Annotated in this window: 19 protein-coding genes; 7 read left to right on the plus strand and 12 right to left on the minus strand. The window is 55.4% G+C overall.

Annotated elements, in window-relative coordinates:
* Positions 1 to 8: 8 nt before the first annotated feature.
* Positions 9 to 863, minus strand: a complete 855-nt coding sequence (ampE, locus tag USF70_RS13920; RefSeq protein ID WP_033144645.1) for a beta-lactamase regulator AmpE — start codon at positions 861 to 863, stop codon at positions 9 to 11.
* Positions 864 to 872: 9 nt separating this feature from the next.
* Positions 873 to 1,424 (minus strand): 1,6-anhydro-N-acetylmuramyl-L-alanine amidase AmpD, encoded by a 552-nt coding sequence (gene ampD, locus USF70_RS13925; RefSeq protein WP_024907473.1) that lies wholly within the window; start codon positions 1,422 to 1,424, stop codon positions 873 to 875.
* Positions 1,425 to 1,511: 87 nt separating this feature from the next.
* Between ampD and nadC the strand changes: the two genes are divergently transcribed.
* From nadC to hofC, 4 genes are all read left to right on the plus strand, one after another.
* Complete coding sequence (nadC, locus tag USF70_RS13930) at positions 1,512 to 2,405, plus strand: carboxylating nicotinate-nucleotide diphosphorylase (RefSeq protein WP_033144643.1); 894 nt, start codon at positions 1,512 to 1,514, stop codon at positions 2,403 to 2,405.
* 174 nt (positions 2,406 to 2,579) lie between these two features.
* Positions 2,580 to 3,017: a prepilin peptidase-dependent pilin gene (gene ppdD / locus USF70_RS13935; protein WP_058840541.1), complete on the plus strand. Its 438-nt coding sequence runs from the start codon at positions 2,580 to 2,582 to the stop codon at positions 3,015 to 3,017.
* Positions 3,018 to 3,027: 10 nt separating this feature from the next.
* Positions 3,028 to 4,410 carry a type II secretion system protein GspE gene (gspE, locus tag USF70_RS13940; RefSeq protein ID WP_320735709.1) on the plus strand — a complete coding sequence of 461 codons (1,383 nt, stop codon included), beginning with the start codon at positions 3,028 to 3,030 and terminating at the stop codon, positions 4,408 to 4,410.
* Positions 4,400 to 5,584, plus strand: coding sequence for a protein transport protein HofC (hofC, locus tag USF70_RS13945; protein ID WP_320735710.1), 1,185 nt, complete (start codon positions 4,400 to 4,402; stop codon positions 5,582 to 5,584). The genes gspE and hofC overlap by 11 nt, the downstream gene beginning before the upstream one ends.
* Before the next feature lie 43 nt (positions 5,585 to 5,627).
* On the opposite strand, the gene USF70_RS13950 is transcribed toward hofC, so the two are convergent.
* Positions 5,628 to 6,671 carry a GMP reductase gene (locus tag USF70_RS13950; RefSeq protein WP_320735711.1) on the minus strand — a complete coding sequence of 348 codons (1,044 nt, stop codon included), beginning with the start codon at positions 6,669 to 6,671 and terminating at the stop codon, positions 5,628 to 5,630.
* Positions 6,672 to 6,899: 228 nt separating this feature from the next.
* On the opposite strand from USF70_RS13950, the gene coaE reads away from it, so the two are divergent.
* From coaE to yacG, 3 genes are read left to right on the plus strand one after another with little or no spacing between them, the layout of a single operon-like run.
* Positions 6,900 to 7,520, plus strand: coding sequence for a dephospho-CoA kinase (coaE, locus tag USF70_RS13955; protein ID WP_064673238.1), 621 nt, complete (start codon positions 6,900 to 6,902; stop codon positions 7,518 to 7,520).
* Positions 7,520 to 8,263: a cell division protein ZapD gene (gene zapD, locus USF70_RS13960; RefSeq protein ID WP_023310405.1), complete on the plus strand. Its 744-nt coding sequence runs from the start codon at positions 7,520 to 7,522 to the stop codon at positions 8,261 to 8,263. Before coaE ends, zapD begins: the two co-directional genes overlap by 1 nt.
* A gap of 9 nt (positions 8,264 to 8,272) precedes the next feature.
* Positions 8,273 to 8,467 carry a DNA gyrase inhibitor YacG gene (gene yacG, locus USF70_RS13965; protein WP_023310404.1) on the plus strand — a complete coding sequence of 65 codons (195 nt, stop codon included), beginning with the start codon at positions 8,273 to 8,275 and terminating at the stop codon, positions 8,465 to 8,467.
* Positions 8,468 to 8,501: 34 nt separating this feature from the next.
* Here the strand turns inward: yacG and mutT are convergent, their stop codons facing one another.
* The 9 genes from mutT to murC all read right to left on the minus strand — a co-directional run bounded on the left by mutT (position 8,502) and on the right by murC (position 19,218).
* Entirely contained in the window at positions 8,502 to 8,894 is a 393-nt protein-coding gene (gene mutT / locus USF70_RS13970; protein WP_045888157.1) for an 8-oxo-dGTP diphosphatase MutT, read from the minus strand.
* A gap of 57 nt (positions 8,895 to 8,951) precedes the next feature.
* Positions 8,952 to 11,657, minus strand: a complete 2,706-nt coding sequence (secA, locus tag USF70_RS13975) for a preprotein translocase subunit SecA (protein ID WP_246947021.1) — start codon at positions 11,655 to 11,657, stop codon at positions 8,952 to 8,954.
* A 58-nt stretch (positions 11,658 to 11,715) separates the two neighbouring features.
* The gene (gene secM, locus USF70_RS13980) at positions 11,716 to 12,219 is read right to left on the minus strand and encodes a secA translation cis-regulator SecM (RefSeq protein WP_033146485.1); all 504 of its coding nucleotides are present in this window, start codon (positions 12,217 to 12,219) and stop codon (positions 11,716 to 11,718) included.
* 279 nt (positions 12,220 to 12,498) lie between these two features.
* The gene (lpxC, locus tag USF70_RS13985) at positions 12,499 to 13,416 is read right to left on the minus strand and encodes a UDP-3-O-acyl-N-acetylglucosamine deacetylase (RefSeq protein ID WP_008501977.1); all 918 of its coding nucleotides are present in this window, start codon (positions 13,414 to 13,416) and stop codon (positions 12,499 to 12,501) included.
* A 101-nt stretch (positions 13,417 to 13,517) separates the two neighbouring features.
* The gene (gene ftsZ / locus USF70_RS13990) at positions 13,518 to 14,669 is read right to left on the minus strand and encodes a cell division protein FtsZ (RefSeq protein ID WP_008501978.1); all 1,152 of its coding nucleotides are present in this window, start codon (positions 14,667 to 14,669) and stop codon (positions 13,518 to 13,520) included.
* A gap of 63 nt (positions 14,670 to 14,732) precedes the next feature.
* A complete protein-coding gene (gene ftsA / locus USF70_RS13995) occupies positions 14,733 to 15,989 on the minus strand; it encodes a cell division protein FtsA (protein WP_023334508.1) in 1,257 nt (418 codons plus the stop codon).
* The gene (gene ftsQ / locus USF70_RS14000; protein WP_023310399.1) at positions 15,986 to 16,828 is read right to left on the minus strand and encodes a cell division protein FtsQ; all 843 of its coding nucleotides are present in this window, start codon (positions 16,826 to 16,828) and stop codon (positions 15,986 to 15,988) included. Before ftsQ ends, ftsA begins: the two co-directional genes overlap by 4 nt.
* A 1-nt stretch (position 16,829) precedes the next feature.
* Entirely contained in the window at positions 16,830 to 17,750 is a 921-nt protein-coding gene (locus USF70_RS14005; protein WP_058840536.1) for a D-alanine--D-alanine ligase, read from the minus strand.
* The gene (gene murC, locus USF70_RS14010) at positions 17,743 to 19,218 is read right to left on the minus strand and encodes a UDP-N-acetylmuramate--L-alanine ligase (protein ID WP_033144631.1); all 1,476 of its coding nucleotides are present in this window, start codon (positions 19,216 to 19,218) and stop codon (positions 17,743 to 17,745) included. Before murC ends, USF70_RS14005 begins: the two co-directional genes overlap by 8 nt.
* Positions 19,219 to 19,226 lie beyond the last annotated feature (8 nt).

Genomic DNA, 19,226 nt, shown 5'->3' on the forward strand with positions numbered 1-19,226 from the left:
GCGCTGGCCTACACCAGCGTGCCGTAAATCGTCAGTAGCGCCACGATCACCACCACCACAAACGACGTTTTCTTCGCCATGGAGACAGCGGCTTTCGGCGTTTCAATCTTGTCGGTATGCGGCTCACGCGCCAGCGAGAACTGCGCCAGACGCGTTAGCACCTGGTACTGCGACGTATGGCGATCGGCAAGAGAAGCGAACCATGCGGGCAGCGCTTTTTCACCGTGACCAATTAACGCGTACACCACGCCGACCAGACGCACCGGGAGCCAGTCGATCACGTGCAGGATGGCGTCAATACCGGACTGCAGGCGTTCATGCGGCGTCAGATAACGGGCAAGCCAGGTCTGCCAGGCGCGCAGGAACGCATATCCCATCAGCAGTACCGGCCCCAGCGGACCACCCACTACAAACCAGAACAGCGGCGCAAGGTAGTAACGGAAGTTAATCCACAGCAGCGCGTTTTGCAGCTCGCGCAGGAATTCGCGCTCGTCACAGTCCGGCGGCACGCCGTGGATCATCGTCAGCTCGCTCGCCATGGCACCGCGCGCATGGGCATCGTCACGGGAGGCGGCTTTCAGGTATGCGTGATAGTGTAAACGCACCTTGCCTGCGCCAATGCACAGCACACCAAGCAGGATCCACACCACCAGCAGCGGCACGTTGAAAAAGAGTCCGTACAGCGAACGCAGGAGCAGGAACGTAATGACCATCACCCCAGCCATCATCAGCAGCGTGCGCAGCATGGAAAAATGTTTGATACGGCGGAATAATACCTCCAGCCGGTGATCCAGATGCCAGTGCTCGCCGAGCTTGAACAGGCGTTCAGCGATGATAACCAGCAGCATGGTAAACAACGTCATGGTATCTCCTTATTCTGACGACGCGGTGAGCATGGCGCGAAACCGGGGCCAGTCAAAGGCCGGGCCGGGATCGGTTTTTCTCTCCGGGGCTATATCACTGTGTCCCGTGATATTGTCGGCGATAGCCGGGTAGAGTCCGATAAGCGTGCGGGTCACTGCCGCTAGCTGTTGATACTGTGAATCGGTGTAGGGCGTCGTATCCGTGCCTTCCAGTTCGATCCCGATAGAAAAGTCGTTGCACCGTTCGCGCCCGTGATACATCGACACGCCGGCATGCCAGGCGCGCTTATCAAAGGGAACATACTGAACCACTTCACCATCGCGACGAATCAGGCAGTGAGCCGATACGCGCAGATGTGCAATTTCAGCAAAGAAGGGATGAGCATCGGGATCAATCGTTCCTGTGAATAACGCATCGATCCACGGGCCGCCAAATTCACCCGGCGGGAGACTAATATTATGAACCACCAGCAGTGTGGGCTTTTCATCCTCCGGGCGGCAATCGTGGTGCGGCGAGGGCACGTGCCGCGCATCCACCAGCCATCCGTTTTCTAACAACATGCTGGAACTCCTTCTGTATGGTGCAATGACTCGGTTCAGAGTAGCATGTTTCAATATTATGATTCGTTACCAATTTGGAGTTTTATCATGCCGCCTCGCCGCTACAACCCCGACCACCGACGTGAAGCGCTTCTGGAACGTATTAATATGGATATTCCGGCAAGCGTCTCCCATGCTTTGAAAGAAGATCTGGGCGGTGACGTTAACGCTGATAAGGATATTACCGCACAATTGTTGCCAAAAGAGACGCGCTCGCACGCGGTCATTATCACCCGTGAAGACGGCGTTTTTTGCGGCAAGCGTTGGGTTGAAGAGGTCTTTACCCAGCTGGCGGGTGATGATGTGCAGATTATCTGGCACGTTGAAGACGGCGATGCAATTACGGCAAACCAGCCGCTGTTTGAACTGGACGGTCCTTCCCGCGTCTTGCTGACCGGCGAACGTACCGCGCTCAATTTTGTACAAACGCTCTCTGGCGTGGCCAGCGAAGTGCGTCGCTACGTTGACCTGCTGGCCGGTACCCGCACCCAGCTGCTGGATACCCGCAAAACGCTGCCGGGCCTGCGCACCGCGCTGAAGTATGCGGTGCTGTGCGGCGGCGGCGCAAACCATCGCCTGGGCTTATCCGACGCCTTCCTGATTAAAGAGAACCACATTATTGCCTCTGGCTCCGTGCGTCAGGCGGTGGAGAAAGCCTTCTGGCTGCACCCGGATGTGCCTGTCGAGGTAGAGGTCGAAAGCCTGGAAGAGCTGGAGCAGGCGATCAAGGCCGGGGCCGATATCATCATGCTCGATAACTTCGAAACAGAGCAGATGCGCGAGGCGGTAAAACTGACTAACGGCCGGGCCCAGCTTGAAGTATCCGGGAACGTCACTTTCGAAACGATCCGTGAATTCGCCGAAACCGGCGTGGATTACATCTCCGTCGGCGCGTTGACCAAACACGTTCGCGCCCTCGACCTCTCAATGCGCTTCAAATAACGCATTCTCCCCTCTCCACCCGGAGAGGGGAATTTCAGCCCCGCTCGCAGATCCGCTGTTCTTCCCTGCAACACTGAATAAATTCTCTGAAGCCTCCTTCCCGTTCCCTTTTTTGCCTCTCGTTTCTGCTCTTTCTCGCTGACAAAGTAGCGCCACTTTGCATAAGGAGCAGATATGGACAGACAACAAGGCTTCACACTCATTGAGCTGATGGTGGTCATTGGCATCATTGCGATTCTGAGCGCCATCGGCGTTCCCGCCTATCAGAACTACCTGCGCAAGGCGGCGCTGACCGATATGCTGCAAACCTTCGTTCCCTACCGCACGGCCATCGAGCTTTGCGCGCTGGATCACGGTGGCGTGGAGAGCTGCGACGCCGGCAGTAACGGTATCCCTTCCCCCACCACGACACGCTACGTTTCAGGAATGAGCGTGGCGAAAGGGACCGTGACCTTAACAGGACAGGAGAGTCTTAACGGGCTGACGGTAACCATGACGCCACGGTGGAGCGACGGCAACGGTATGACGGGCTGGACGCGCGACTGCAACATCAGTGCTGACAGCGCCCTGAAACAGGCCTGCGAAGACGTTTTCCGCTTCGACAATAACTGAGGAGCGGATAATGAATACCGATCAACTCGTGGCGCTTTGTCAGCGCCATCACGCTCTGCTGCTCACCAGCGACAGTGACATGGTCAGCATCGCCGTCGTGGGCAGCCCCGCGGCTGAACTCATGGAGGCGCTGCGCTTCGCGACCCAGAAACGGATTGATATTGAGTGCTGGAGCGCTGAGCGCATGGAAAAACACCGGCAGCTAACGTCACAATCGCATCTGCCCGTCGTTTCGCAAACACACTCGACGGTGGATATCCTCAACCACACGCTGCAGCAGGCAATCAACCAGCGCGCCTCCGACATTCATATCGAACCGATGGAGCATGCATGCCAGATTCGTTTACGCATCGACGGCGTTCTTTACCCCCAGCCTCCGCTTTCCGCCTCGCTGGCCAGCCTGTTCAGCGCACGTTTAAAGGTGCTGGGTAATCTGGATATTGCAGAACGTCGTTTACCTCAGGACGGTCAGTTTACGATTGAGCTGGCAAACGAGCCGGTCTCGTTTCGGATCGCGACGCTTCCCTGCAGCGGTGGTGAGAAAATTGTGCTGCGTCTCCTGCATCAGGTTCAACAGGCTCTTGAGCCGAAAGCGCTTGGCATGAGCGCAGAACAACTGGCCTGTTTCAATGAGGTTCTCCTCCAACCGCAGGGGCTGATTCTGGTCACCGGCCCTACCGGCAGCGGCAAAACCTTGACGCTGTACAGCGCGCTGCAGGCGCGTAATACCCCTGACGTCAACATCTGTAGCGTAGAGGATCCCATTGAGATCCCCCTTGCGGGATTAAACCAGACGCAGATTAATCCCCGGGCGGGTTTAACATTCCAGAGCGTGCTGAGGGCGCTGCTGCGTCAGGATCCAGACATCATTATGGTCGGCGAAATCCGTGACGGCGAAACGGCAGAAATTGCCGTTAATGCCGCCCAGACCGGTCATCTGGTGCTGTCAACGCTGCACACCAACTCGACGACGGAAACCCTGATTCGCCTGGAGCAGATGGGCGTCGCGCGCTGGATGATATCTTCCGCGCTGTCGATGGTGATTGCCCAGCGGCTGGTCCGGCGTTTGTGCCCGCACTGTCGCCGGGAAGCCAGCGAGCATGCTGAATTACCGCGCGCCGTATGGTCCAGACCGCTTCCACGCTGGCAGCCCACCGGCTGCGATCGCTGTTATCACGGTTTTTATGGCCGCGTTGCCATTTTTGAAGTACTGGCGATCGACAATGCCCTGCGCCAGGCCATTGCCAGCGGGGCGGGAATCGAAGTGATAGAGGCGAGTGCCCGGCAGGCGGGAATGATTTCTCTTTTTGAGCACGGCTGCATGGCCGTCGAAAAAGGGCTGACCACGATCGAAGAGCTGGTGCGCGTGCTGGGAATGCCGGATGGCTGCTAATCAGCTCTGGCGCTGGCGAGCGCTCACCAAAGAAGGTGAACCCCAAAGCGGAACACTCTGGGCCACAGACCGCAATGCCGCCTTCACCAGGCTGATGCGTAGCGATCTCCATCCTCTGGCGCTTACCCGATGCGCTCAGCGGCACCGCTGGCGGCCGCATCACTGCTACGAGATGTTTCGCCAGCTCGCAACGCTTCTGCAGGCGGGGCTGACGTTGTCCCACAGCCTGCAGATGCTGGCAGAGCAACATCCGTTAAAACCGTGGCAGGCGCTGCTGCAAAGCATTGCCGATGAGCTCAGTGAGGGATCCCCCTTTTCTGAGTCGCTAAAAAAGTGGCCAGCGGTGTTTAGCCCACTGCATGTCTCGATGGTGAAAACCGGTGAGCTCACAGGGAAACTGGAGGAGTGCTGCCGCCAGCTCGCGCAGCAGCAAAAAGCGCAGCAGCAGCTCAGAGAGAAGGTGAAAAAGGCCCTGCGCTATCCGGCGATCGTCCTGACGCTGGCCGTACTCGTGGTGCTGGCGATGGTCATTCTGGTCTTGCCCGAGTTTGCCGCGATCTACAAAACGTTTAACACGCCGCTCCCGATGCTGACACAAATGGTCATGGGGATGGCCGCATTTATCCAGTCCTATGCCCTCGCGTTGTTCGTCGCGTTATTAATGCCCTTAGCCGCCGCCTGGGCTCTGCGGCAGAACCCTCGCTGGCAGCGCATGCTGATCCATACGCCCGTGATGGGCGCGCTGGCAAAAGGCCAAAAGCTGGGACACATCTTTACCGTGCTATCACTCACGCAGCAGGCAGGAATCCCCTTTTTACAGGGACTGGAGAGCGCAGAGGAGACCGTTGAAAGTTGTTACTGGCGGGGGATACTCCGCAGCGTTCGGGAGGACATTGAAAAAGGTCTCCCCGTCTGGTCATCCTTTCAGAAAGCGGCCATCTTTACCCCGCTGTGTATTCAGCTTTTACGAACCGGCGAAATGTCAGGTGCGCTGGACATCATGCTGGCAAATCTCGCCCGGCACCACACGGAACAGACCTTTCAACGGGCAGATAATCTGGCGGCACTTCTCGAGCCAGTGCTTCTGATTGTGACAGGGGTCATCATCGGCACGCTGGTAGTGGCAATGTACCTGCCGATTTTCCATCTGGGGGATGCGATGAGCGCGGGTTAGTGCTCAACAGTGCTGGCGCACGGGCATGCGCCAGCAGAAGCCATTACAGGCTACTGAATACGCGGTTTTCCTGTTCCTGAACGCGAATAAACGTCGTACGTTTCGTCAGCTCTTTCAGGCGGGATGCCCCAACGTAGGTGCAGGCCGAGCGCAGGCCGCCGAGGATATCGCGCGCGGTGTATTCAACCGGGCCGCGCAGAGGCAGCTTCACGGTTTTACCTTCTGCCGCACGGTATTTTGCCACGCCACCGACGTGACGGGTCATCGCGGATTCAGAGCTCATGCCGTAGAAGAGCATAAATTTCTCGCCGTTCTCTTCAACAACGGTACCACCGCTCTCTTCGTGGCCTGCCAGCATACCGCCGAGCATTACGAAGTCTGCGCCGCCGCCGAAGGCTTTCGCAACATCACCCGGCATGGTACAGCCGCCATCGCTGATGATCTGGCCGCCCAGACCGTGCGCCGCATCGGCGCATTCAATGACTGCAGAGAGCTGCGGATAACCGACGCCGGTTTTGACGCGGGTCGTGCACACGGAACCCGGGCCAATACCCACTTTCACGATATCTGCACCGGAAAGGATCAGCTCTTCACACATTTCACCGGTCACCACGTTGCCCGCGATGATGGTTTTCGTCGGCCAGGCTTCACGCGCCTTGCTGACGAACTGCACGAAATGTTCGGAGTAACCGTTCGCCACGTCAATACAAACGAAGTTGAGCGCCGGGTTAGCGTTCAGGATCTGTTTGGTCTTCTCGAAATCGGCATCGGAAGTGCCGGTAGAAACCATCACATGCTTCACCACGTCAGCAGGCGCGGACGCAACAAACGCATTCCACTCTTCAGGGCTGTAATGTTTGTGCACGGCGGTAAGAATGTCGAACTGTGCCAGGGCGGTTGCCATCTCAAAGGTTCCCACAGTATCCATGTTGGCGGCGATGATCGGCACGCCAGACCAGGTCTGACCGGAATGCTTAAAGGTGAATTGACGTTCGAGTTCAACGTCTGAGCGACTTTTCAGTGTAGAGCGTTTTGGGCGGATAAGAACGTCTTTGAAACCTAACTTCAGATCTTCTTCGATACGCATGTGCGGATTCCTGGGGTTAGAGGCAAATATGTTAAAAGCACAACTCCAGTGACGTTATCATACGCACTAATACCTGCTCCGCAAGACTGCGAAATTCTCTTTTTTTACGCTACAATCCTATAAATTTACCTGGTAAAAAGCAGGTAAACAGGGCCAAACAGTTGCCGGCGCACCTAAGCGTTTTAATCAATTGATTTTAATAATGAATAATTCCCAGGATTTGAATTAATGGGGTATATCGTCGCATTAACCGGCGGCATCGGTAGTGGCAAAAGTACCGTTGCGGACGCGTTCTCTCGTTTGGGTATCACGATTATTGATGCCGATATCATTGCCCGCCAGGTGGTAGAGCCCAATACACCCGCGCTAAAGGCCATCGCAGAACATTTTGGTCATGCAGTTATCAGTGCCGATGGCACACTGAATCGCCGTCAGCTTCGCGAATGTATTTTTTCTGATTCTGCGGAAAAAGCCTGGCTTAATGCCCTGCTCCACCCCATCATCCACCAGGAAACTCAACGTCAGATAGCCGCAGCCCGCTCGCCCTATGTCCTGTGGGTGGTTCCGCTACTGGTTGAAAATCAGCTGCAGAAGAAAGCCGATCGTGTGCTGGTGATTGATGTCGCGCCCGAAACGCAAATCCAGAGAACCATGACGCGCGATCGCGTCTCTCGGGAGCATGCTGAACAAATTCTTGCCGCTCAGGCTACGCGCGCTCAGCGCCTTGCCGTGGCGGATGATGTTATTGATAATAACGGCGCACCAGATGCCATTGCATCGGATGTTGCCCGTCTGCACGCGCAGTATCTGACGTTCGCCGCGCAGGCCGTTGCACAGGAAAAACCATAATGTCGACACACATCCTTTTTGAGCATCCGCTCAACGAAAAAATGCGCACCTGGCTGCGCATCGAATTCCTTATTCAACAACTTTCACAACATCTGCCTGTTAACGATCATGCCACCGCGCTGCACTTCTTCCGCAACGTAGGCGATCTGCTGGATGTGATTGAACGCGGCGATGTCCGCACAGAATTACTCAAAGAGCTGGAGCGCCAGCAGCGTAAATTGCAGGCATGGACGGAGGTCCCCGGCGTAGATCAGAGCCGTATCGACGCGCTCCGCCAGCAGTTGAAAAGCAGTAGCGCCGTCCTGATGGCCGCGCCGCGCGTAGGGCAGTTTTTGCGTGAAGACCGCCTGATTGGCCTGGTGCGCCAGCGTCTGAGCATCCCTGGCGGCTGCTGCAGCTTCGACCTGCCGACGCTGCATATGTGGCTACATATGCCACAGGCGCAGCGTGACGCACAGGTGAACAGCTGGCTGGCAAGCCTGGAGCCAATGCACCAGACGCTGTCGTTGATCCTCGATCTGATCCGTAACTCTGCGCCGTTCCGCAAGCAAACCAGCCTGAATGGTTTCTTCCAGGATAACGGTGATGATGCCGATCTTCTGCGTCTCAACCTGTCTCTCGGCGAACAGCTTTACCCACAGATTTCCGGGCATAAGAGCCGCTTTGCGATTCGCTTTATGCCGCTGGACAGTGAAAATGGCACCGTGCCGGAACGTCTCGATTTTGAACTGGCCTGTTGTTAAGGAGTGCCGATGTCTGATGTCACCACCGTAAGCTGCCCAACCTGTGGCAAAACCGTTGTCTGGGGCGAAGTCAGTCCGTTCCGCCCATTCTGCTGCAAGCGCTGCCAGCTCATTGACCTGGGCGAATGGGCGGCGGAAGAGAAACGCATACCTAGCGAAGGCGATCTCTCGGACAGCGATGACTGGAGTGAAACCCAGCAGTAATCTGTAAAGCCTGCTGGCGCTTCGCTCAGCAGGCCTACGGTTGTGCGACTAACCGCAGGATCACGGGTTCATTAGCTGGCGGGAATTTTTCGGCATCACTTGCCTGAAGTTCCACCCAGTTACCCGGCTGTCCCTCTTTTCCCCAGGGTTCTCCCTCCCAGTTTTCCACCAGCCAGAACCACAGCGTAATGTGCCTGTCCGGAAACTGGTACTCAAGCTTATCAAACAGCGTTGCGCTAAGCGGCGTGATCCCCACCTCTTCCTGAAGCTCCCGAACCAGCGCCTCTTCCGGCGTTTCACCTGACTCGATTTTACCGCCTGGAAACTCCCACTTGTTCGCCATATGGGCATCGGCAGCGCGCTGAGTGATGAAGATTTGGTTTTGCGGGTTGCGAATAATCCCGACGGCAATTTGCAGTATTTTCATATTGTCACTTCCATAAAAAAGGCGCAGATATCTGCGCCTTTTTGTTTTTTTATGAACTTAGCTCAGGCGGCCGTGGCACGCCTTGTACTTTTTACCGGAACCACACGGGCAAGGATCGTTACGACCCACTTTACGATCGCCGGTCTGCGCGGCGATCGCCGCTGCGGCTTCGCTGTCGTCGGTCTGATGACTCAGCTGTTGCATCTGTGCCAGACGCTCGGCTTCTTCACGACGCTGCTGCTCCATCGCTTCCACTTCTTCCGGCATACGCACCTGAACCTTGCTCAGGGTGCTGATCACTTCATACTTCAGTGATTCCAGCATAGAGGCAAACATGGAGAAGGATTCACGCTTATATTCCTGCTTCGGATCTTTCTGCGCATAGCCACGCAGGTGAATACCCTGGCGCAGGTAGTCCATCGCCGCCAGGTGCTCTTTCCACAGGGAGTCGAGCGTCTGCAGCATTACACCTTTTTCGAAATGACGCATCATTTCAGCACCAACAACCTCTTCCTTACGCTTGTAGACGTCCAGCGCGGTTTCAAAGATACGTTCGCGCAGGGTCTCTTCGTGCAGCTCAGGCTCTTTATCCAGCCACTCTTTGATTGGCAGATCGAGGTCAAAGTCATTTTTCAGACGTTCCTGCAGGCCTTCGATATCCCACATCTCTTCCAGAGACTGCGGTGGAATATGCGCGTCGATGGTGGCTTTAAACACATCTTCACGAATGCTGTTGATGGTTTCGCTCACGTCGGACACGTCCAGCAGTTCGTTACGCTGGGTGTAGATCGCGCGACGCTGATCGTTAGCCACATCATCATATTCCAGCAGCTGCTTACGAATATCAAAGTTGCGGCTTTCCACTTTACGCTGTGCGTTAGCGATCGCTTTAGTCACCCAAGGGTGCTCGATGGCTTCGCCAGGTTTCATCCCCAGCTTACGCATCATGCCGGAAACACGGTCGGAGGCGAAAATACGCATCAGCGCATCTTCCATAGACAGGTAGAAGCGGGATGAACCGGCATCACCCTGACGACCCGCACGGCCACGCAGCTGGTTATCGATACGACGAGACTCGTGACGCTCTGTACCGATGATGTGCAGACCGCCGGACGCCAGAACGGCGTCATGACGAACCTGCCAGTCAGCTTTGATCTGCGCAATCTGTTCTGGCGTTGGGTTTTCAAGCTCCGCCACTTCAGCCTGCCAGCTACCGCCCAGCATAATATCGGTACCACGACCCGCCATGTTGGTGGCAATGGTTACGGCAGCCGGATAACCCGCCTGCGCAACAATGTCCGCTTCTTTGGCGTGGAATTTGGCGTTCAGAACGTTATGTTTGATACCCGCTTTAGTCAGCTCGTGAGAAACCACTTCAGATTTCTCGATGGAGATGGTCCCCACCAGAACCGGCTGGCCATTGGCAGTGCGGTCGCGAATATCTTCGATGATCGCCTGAATTTTTTCCGCTTCGGTCATGTACACCAGATCCGGCATATCCTTACGGATCATCGGACGGTTGGTTGGAACGACCACGGTATCCAGCTTGTAGATGGAGCTGAATTCAAACGCTTCGGTATCAGCAGTACCGGTCATCCCCGCCAGCTTCTCGTACAGACGGAAATAGTTCTGGAAGGTAATAGACGCCAGCGTCTGGTTTTCATTCTGAATATCCACACCTTCTTTGGCTTCCACAGCCTGGTGCAGACCGTCAGACCAGCGACGTCCCTGCATGGTACGGCCGGTGTGTTCATCGACGATGATCACTTCGCCGTCTTTAACGATGTAATCGACGTCGCGGGTGAACAGCGCGTGGGCGCGCAGTGCAGCGGTCACGTGGTGCATCAGCATAATGTTGCTCGGAGAGTACAGGGACTCGCCCTCTTCCATGATGTCTTCAGCTACCAGCAGCTCTTCAATTTTCACCAGACCACGTTCGGTCAGGTTCACCTGGCGCGCTTTTTCATCTACGGAGAAGTGACCTTCACCCTGGAAGGTATCCGAGTCCTCTTTCTCCTGACGCAGCAGGTGTGGAATGATTTTGTCGACCTTACGGTACATCTCTGAGCTGTCTTCAGCCGGGCCGGAGATGATCAGCGGAGTACGCGCTTCATCGATCAGGATGGAGTCAACCTCATCCACCAGCGCATAGTGCAGCTTACGCTGTACGCGCTCTTCCGGGCTGAACGCCATGTTGTCACGCAGGTAGTCGAAGCCGTATTCGTTGTTGGTGCCGTAGGTGATGTCCGCGTTATACGCTTCGCGCTTGGCTGGCGCAGGCAGGCCGGACATGTTGATGCCGACGGTCATACCGAGGAATTCGAACAGTGGACGGTTGTTTTCGGCGTCACGCTGCGCCAGATAGTCGTTGACGGTAACCACGTGAACGCCTTTACCGGTCAGCGCGTTCAGGTAAGCCGGCAGCGTTGCGGTCAGGGTTTTACCTTCACCGGTACGCATTTCCGCGATGCAGCGCTCGTTGAGCACCATACCACCCAGCAGCTGAACGTCGAAGTGACGCATGCCGAATACACGCTTACTCGCTTCGCGCACGACAGCAAACGCTTCCGGGATCAGGCTTTCTAAGGTTTCACCTTTTTCCAGACGCGCACGGAATTCCGCAGTTTTCGCTTTCAGCTCGTCATCAGAGAGCTTTTCCATCGCTGGTTCCATACCGTTGATGACGGCAACAGCTTTGCGCATACGGCGCAGGGTACGATCGTTACGACTACCAAAAACTTTAGTTAACAATTTGATTAGCATAATAAATTCTCAAACGCCCCATTGTGGGCAGATAAATTAAGGTATTGAAAAAGTTAATTTAGCTGAGGCGTTGCGGCCCGGCGCGAATGCCGTGAGCCTGGCTAATCCAGGTTGAAACAGAGAATGAAGCTGGTGAAACAAACGCACGCTGCGTTGTCTGACGAACCATGACCGGCGGCTGGCTGTCCTGCGTGAGCAGCGCGTTGAGCGTGTCCAGCAGGGCAAGATGCTGAGCCTGCACCGGCAGCGCCTCTTCCGCAACAGGCATGGCCTGCGGTGCCATCGCAAAGGACAGATGGCGGATAACGGTGCGGATAGCGTGCTGGTGCCAGTAATCGACGGTGAAGTTTGGGCGGCGACTGGCTTCAAGCCACGCGAGGTTAGTGAAGTTAACCCGCGTGCTGAGATCGTGTTTAGTGGTGGAGGTTTTTGCGGGCGTCGCCGCTTCGGCACTGTTGCTGAGCGCAGGCAAGCCGAAACTCGCCGCGACCATCCCTAATAAGAGATGCGGCCAGAAGTAACGTCTGCCAAATTGTCGCCAGCGCGTCAGTATTCCGCTCACCTGCTCCACCCAATAAGCCAGCCTTGCAGAGGCTGAGTTCAGTTATTCATTTTAGCGCCCAGATAGTACCACTAAAGCCAATATACATCAGCAGGAATGAGGTGCCGCCGCGGAGAAAAACGGTCAAGAATGCAGCTAACGCACATATTTTCTGAGTAAGACAAACGAGAGATAACGCTGGGGTAAACGAAGAAGGGTAAAAATAAAAACGACTGGTCTTCCTGGTCGGAGAGAGTACCAGGTTAACCAGTCGATTTTTTTACGAAACGGTTTGAACCGTTACGCCAGAACCATGCTTGGTGCTTTGAAAGCCAGCGGCAGTTCAGCTTCGTCTTCGAAGGTCACATATTCCCAGGCTTCCTGTTTTGCCAGGACGGCCTGCAACAGTTTGTTGTTCAGCGCATGACCGGATTTGAACGCGGTAAATGCACCAATGATGTTGTGACCACACATGAACAGGTCGCCGATAGCATCCAGCATTTTGTGACGAACGAATTCATCTTCGAAACGCAGGCCGTCTTCGTTCAGTACGCGATAATCGTCAACAACGATGGCACAATCGAAGCTGCCGCCCAGGCACAGGCCGCGGGACTGCAGATATTCGATATCACGCATGAAGCCAAATGTACGGGCTCGGCTGATCTGGCGCATAAACGCATCGGCAGAGAAGTTCATCGCATAGCGCTGGGTGCTGGAGTCAATCGCCGGATGGTTAAAGTCGATGGTAAAGTCCAACGAGAAACCATTGTACGGTTTGAATTCAGCCCACTTGTCGCCATCTTCGACGCGAACGGTCTCTTTGATGCGTACAAATTTCTTCGCGCAGTTCAGTTCTTCGATGCCGGCATCCAGCAACAGATAGACGAACGGTGCAGCACTGCCATCCATAATCGGGATTTCTGGCGCATCGACTTCAACAATAATGTTGTCGATACCCAGACCCGCCAGGGCGGCGTTCAGGTGCTCTACGGTAGAAATCCGCACGTCATGCTCGTTCACCAGACAAGTACAGAGCATAGTATCACGCACAGATTTGGCATCGGCCGGAAAATCTACCGGTGGATTCAAGTCGGTGCGACGATAGATGACCCCGGTATTGGCCGGCGCAGGGCGTAACGTCAGCGTGACTTTCTTGCCGGTATGTAAACCGACACCAGTCGCCTGAACGATACGTTTAAGTGTCCTTTGTTTGATCATCGTATAATCTCGCCAAATTAACTATCCAACCGAGAGTGTATATCACTAACGGTGGGCCAGTTTAGCACAAAGAGCGCAAATCCCCTAATTCCAGCCAATTCTTAGTCAGCTTGCTTACGCAGGAACGCCGGGATATCCAGATAATCTGGCTCTTTCGCCGTTTGCGGCGTTGGGTCGTTCACCACTTTCGCGGCCGGTTTCTGCTCCTGAGTCAGAGGAGACATACCGTGCTGCTGGTAACGATCCATTACCGGTTGCTGAGTCTGCTTGTTGGTCACTAAGGTGATCTCAGGACGCTTGTCCATACCGATACCGGTCGCAACAACGGTAACACGCAGCTCGTCGTTCATTTCAGGGTCAAGGGAAGTACCGATTACCACGGTAGCGTTGTCAGAGGCGAACGCACGGATGGTGTTACCCACGGTTTCGAACTCATCCAGACGCAGGTCAAAGCCAGCGGTAATGTTGACCAGCACGCCGCGCGCACCAGACAGATCGATATCTTCCAGCAGTGGAGAAGAGATAGCCATTTCAGCCGCTTCTTCAGCACGGTCTTCACCGCTCGCCACACCAGAGCCCATCATCGCGTAGCCCATTTCGGACATCACGGTGCGAACGTCTGCAAAGTCAACGTTCATCAGGCCTGGACGGGTAATCAGTTCAGCGATACCCTGAACCGCGCCTTTCAGCACGTCGTTTGCTGCACCGAATGCGTCCAGCAGGGAAATACCGCGACCCAGAACTTTCAACAGTTTGTCGTTCGGGATGGTGATCAGCGAGTCCACATGCTTGGACAGCTCGGTGATACCCTGCTCCGCGAAGGCCATACGCTTCTTGCCTTCAAAATTGAAAGGCTTGGTCACGACAGCAACGGTCAGGATACCTAAATCTTTTGCCACTTCAGCAACAACAGGTGCTGCGCCGGTACCGGTACCGCCACCCATACCTGCTGCGATGAAGACCATGTCAGCACCTTCCAGTGCAGCGCGCAGCGCTTCACGATCTTCTTCAGCCGCATTACGACCGACTTCCGGGTTAGCCCCTGCTCCCAGCCCTTTGGTGATACCACCGCCGATCTGGATAGTCTGGCCTACAGCCGTCTTACGCAGTGCCTGCGCATCGGTGTTAACTGCGAAGAATTCAACACCTTCAATGCGTTCACGCACCATATGCTCTACGGCGTTACCGCCGCCGCCACCGACGCCGATGACTTTAATCACCGCGTCGTTGGTCAGTTCCATAGGTTCAAACATAATTTCTCTCTCCGTTGTGCCTGTCGCCCGAGACCGCTAATTCTCTCCGGTCTCTTAAAAAAATTAAAACTCTTTTCGCAACCAGTTGTTCAGTCGTTTGACCCACGACCCCACTGAGACGCGTTTTTCCACTTCTGCTTCACCACTGAGATGAGATTCCTTCCCGTAGTGGAGCAGGCCCACAGCCGTTGAATAATACGGCTCCTGAGCATAATCCGTTAAACCGGTGATATTCAGCGGCGCACCAATACGCACCTGCGTATGGAATACACGCTGAGCACAGGCCGCAAGACCTTCAATTTGCGCTGCACCGCCGGTTAATACAATCCCCGCCGCAAGATGATGTTTAACGCCCTGCTGACGAAGCTGTTCCTGTAACTGTAAAATCTCTTCGTTGACCAGGTTGAGCAGCTCGGTATAGCGCGGCTCAATGACCTCTGCCAACGTCTGGCGCTGCAGGCTACGCGGTGGACGACCACCGACGCTCGGCACTTCAACGCTCTCATCTTTGCCAACGATAGACCCCAGCGCACAGCCGTGGCGCACTTTAATCGCTTCTGCATCGCTCGGCGGCGTACCAAAAGCGTAAGCAATATCGCTGGTCACAACGTTCCCGGCATAAGGGATCACTTTAGTGTGGCGCAACGCACCGCCGGTATACACGGCGATATCCATTGTACCACCACCAATATCGACCACACAGACACCCAGTTCACGTTCATCTTCGGTCAGCACGGAATAACTTGCCGCCAGACCCGCGAAAATAAGTTGGTCAACTTTCAGGCCACAACGTTCAACGGCTTTTACAATGTTCTTCGCCATATCGTTGTGACATGTGATCAGGTGCACTTTTGCCTGCATACGTACGCCAGAAAGACCGACCGGGTTCTTGATCCCTTCCTGGTAGTCAATTGCATATTCCTGTGGAATGACATGCAGCACGCGATGTTCGTCGCGGACACGGACGGATTTCGCCGTGTGCACAACGTTTTCAACGTCTTCCTGCGTCACTTCTTCTTCGGAAATCGGCACCATACCGATTTCGTTCTGGCAGCTAATGTGCTTACCAGAAAGGGCCAGATAGACAGAAGAAATCTGGCAATCTGCCATCAGTTCAGCCTGATCGATGGCGCGCTGAACGCATTTCACCACCGATTCAAGATCGTTTACCCCACCTTTATCCATACCACGGGACGGGCAACTGCCTACGCCAATGATATTGACCATACCGTCGGGCAGAACTTCCCCTACTAAAGCGGCAACCTTCGCGGTGCCAATCTCCAGTCCAACTACCAGTTTTCTGTCCGTCGCCTTGATCATTGTTGTTCTGCCTGTACCTGTGCCTGATTCTGTTGCTGATTAGGTTCCTCGACCGGAGCCGGTACCCAACCGACTGCTGCGCCTGAGTCATAGCGCAAATCAACGTAGCTTATCCGTTTGCCGTCAGTCTGTGCCTGCTGCTGTAAAACCGGGTAAAGTTCGACAAAACGCGCCAGACGCTTCATTGTGTCGCCGCGTCCCAGGTTGAGCTTAATGCCGTTCGTTAACGTCAGCTGCCAGGAACGGCGCGCCGTCATGGCAGCATCTTTTAACGTAAACCTGTCCTTCGCCAGCACCTGACCCATTTCGCGAAAACCTTGTAACACCTCGTTTTCGCTACCTTCCGGGCCATACAACATCGGTAAATTTTGCTTGTTGACACGATCGGCCGGGACGCTGAAGGAGTTTCCGTCTGCGTCAACCATGTGCTGATCATTCCAACGCGCAATGGGCACATATTCAACCAGATGAATCTTCAATTCATCAGGCCATTGCTTTCTTACGCTCGCCTGTTTTATCCATGGCAGACGTTCTATCTGGCTCTGGATAATGTTGACGTCCTGCGTCATAAAGGTGCCAGGCGAGCCCAGCGCCAGAATTGACTGGCGAATATCGTCGTTACGCGTGTAGTGACGCTCACCGGTGACCACCAGCTTAGAAAGCGGCAACCGCTGCGCATCTTCCATCCAGCCCAGGACCATCCAGCCGCTGATAAACACGGTGCACAGCACCCCGAGCAGGAAAATGATGCCTGCAAGACGCGTTCCATTACTGCGGCGTGAGGAGGCGTATTCGTCCTCGTCATCGCGGTTGCGCGTGTTCAATGCAGCCTGAGACATATCAGCCCGCCTGGTCCAGAATGCGTACGACTAACTGCGAGAAGCTCATCCCCGCCTGACGCGCGGCCATCGGCACAAGGCTGTGGCTGGTCATTCCCGGAGAGGTATTCGCTTCCAGCAGATAAAATTGTCCGTCACTGTCCTGCATCACGTCGATGCGTCCCCAGCCCTGACAACCCAGAATATGCCAGGCTTTAAGCACCAGGGACTGTAAATCTGCTTCACGCTCAGCTTCAAGACCACAAGGGCAGAAATATTGCGTCTCATCAGAGAGATACTTCGCCTCATAATCATAGAAGGTTCCGGCCGGTTGGATACGAATTGACGGTAAAATTTCTTCGCCAAGCATCGCGACGGTAAATTCCGGCCCGCTGAGCCATTTTTCAATCAGAACTTCTTCATCATGTTGAAATGCCAGTGCTAAAGCGGACGAAAGATCTTCAGCTTTGTCGACTTTGGACATTCCCACGCTGGAGCCTTCCCGGCTGGGCTTTACAATAACCGGTAAGCCCAGCTCAGCAATGCGTGCATTAACGCTATCCGGCAGGCCCAATTCAAATTCGCGACGCGTCAGCGCAACCCATGGCGCAACGGGTAACCCCGCGCCCTGCCACAGAAGCTTGCTGCGCAGTTTATCCATAGAGATAGCGGAGGCCATCACGCCGCTGCCGGTGTAAGGCATGCCGATCAAATCCAGAAGCCCCTGCAGGGTGCCGTCTTCGCCGCCGCGACCATGCAAAGCGATAAAGACTTTATCGAAGCCCATGGCTTTTAATTGCGTCACGTCGACCTCTTTTGGGTCGACCAGGTGCGCATTGACGCCAGCTTCACGCAAGCCCGCCAGCACAGCCGCGCCGGAATTCAGGGAAACCTCGCGCTCGGCGGAGGTGCCGCCAGACAGGACAGCAATCTTATCAGCCATGATGCTCATCCTCCTGGGTTTGCGGCTTCAGTTTGATTTCAGCTAAGGTACGGGCGATTTTGCCAATATTTCCCGCGCCCTGAATCAGAATCAAATCGTTACCTGTCAGAACCGGTGCCAGAATTTCCGCCACCTGTGCAGGGTCAGAAACCAGAATAGGGTCAACTTTACCGCGTCCACGGATGGTACGACACAGAGAGCGGCTGTCGGCCCCCGGAATCGGCGTCTCGCCTGCGGCGTACACGTCCAGCATTAACAGGGTGTCTACCTGTGACAGGACGCTGGCGAAATCGTCGTACAGATCGCGCGTACGCGTGAAGCGGTGCGGCTGGAAGACCATCACCAGATTTTTGTCCGGCCAGCCTGCACGTGCGGCTTTAATGGTGGCGTCGACTTCGGTCGGATGGTGGCCGTAGTCGTCCACCAGCATCGCAGTGCCGGCTTTACCGTTCACGGCGTCCAGCGGGAATTCACCGAGGAAGTCGAAGCGACGACCGGTGCCCTGGAAGCTTTCCAGCGCGCGCAGAATCGCATCATCATCAATGCCTTCTTCCGTCGCGACGGCCACAGCCGCTGCGGCATTGAGGGCGTTATGGCGACCTGGCGCATTCAGCGTGACGTGCAGCAGTTCTTTGTCCTGACGCGCCAGCGTGAAATGCCCCTGCGCACCAATCTGTTTATACTCTTCCACGCGGACGTCAGCGTCTTCGCTGAAGCCGTAAGTGGTGATTTGACGACCCACGCGCGGCAGCAGCTCGCGGATCACCGGATCGTCTACGCACATCACCGCGCGTCCATAGAATGGCAGGTTGTGCAGGAAGTTGATGAAGGTCTGCTTTAAGTTCTCGAAGTCGCCCTGGTAGGTATCCATATGGTCAGCTTCGATGTTAGTGACAATCGCCACCATCGGCTGCAGGTGCAGGAACGACGCGTCGCTCTCATCCGCTTCGGCAATCAGATAACGACTGTGGCCCAGACGCGCGTGTACGCCTGCGGCTTTGACCAGACCGCCGTTGACGAACGTCGGGTCGAGACCCGCTTCCGCATAAATACTGGAGACCATCGCCGTGGTCGTGGTTTTACCGTGGGTCCCGGCAATGGCGATGCCGTGACGGAAACGCATCAGTTCCGCCAGCATTTCTGCACGGCGGATCACCGGAATGCGCGCTTCGTGCGCGGCAACGATTTCCGGGTTGTCAGAGGAGATGGCGCTGGAGACCACCACCACGCTCGCATCGCGCACATTTTCTGGACGATGGTTGAAATAGATAGTCGCCCCAAGCGACGCCAGCTGCTGCGTAACAGGGTTTGGCGCCAGGTCAGACCCGCTGATCTGATAACCTTCGTTAGCTAACACTTCGGCAATACCGCCCATGCCAGCACCACCGATGCCAACAAAGTGAATGTGCCGGACGCGACGCATCTCGGGCACGATTGAACGCAGTTTTGCCAGTTGTTGTGTATTCATTCTCTAAA

The organism is Enterobacter sp. 237C8 (assembly GCF_034106865.1).
GTDB classification, from domain to species: Bacteria; Pseudomonadota; Gammaproteobacteria; order Enterobacterales; family Enterobacteriaceae; genus Enterobacter; species Enterobacter asburiae_B.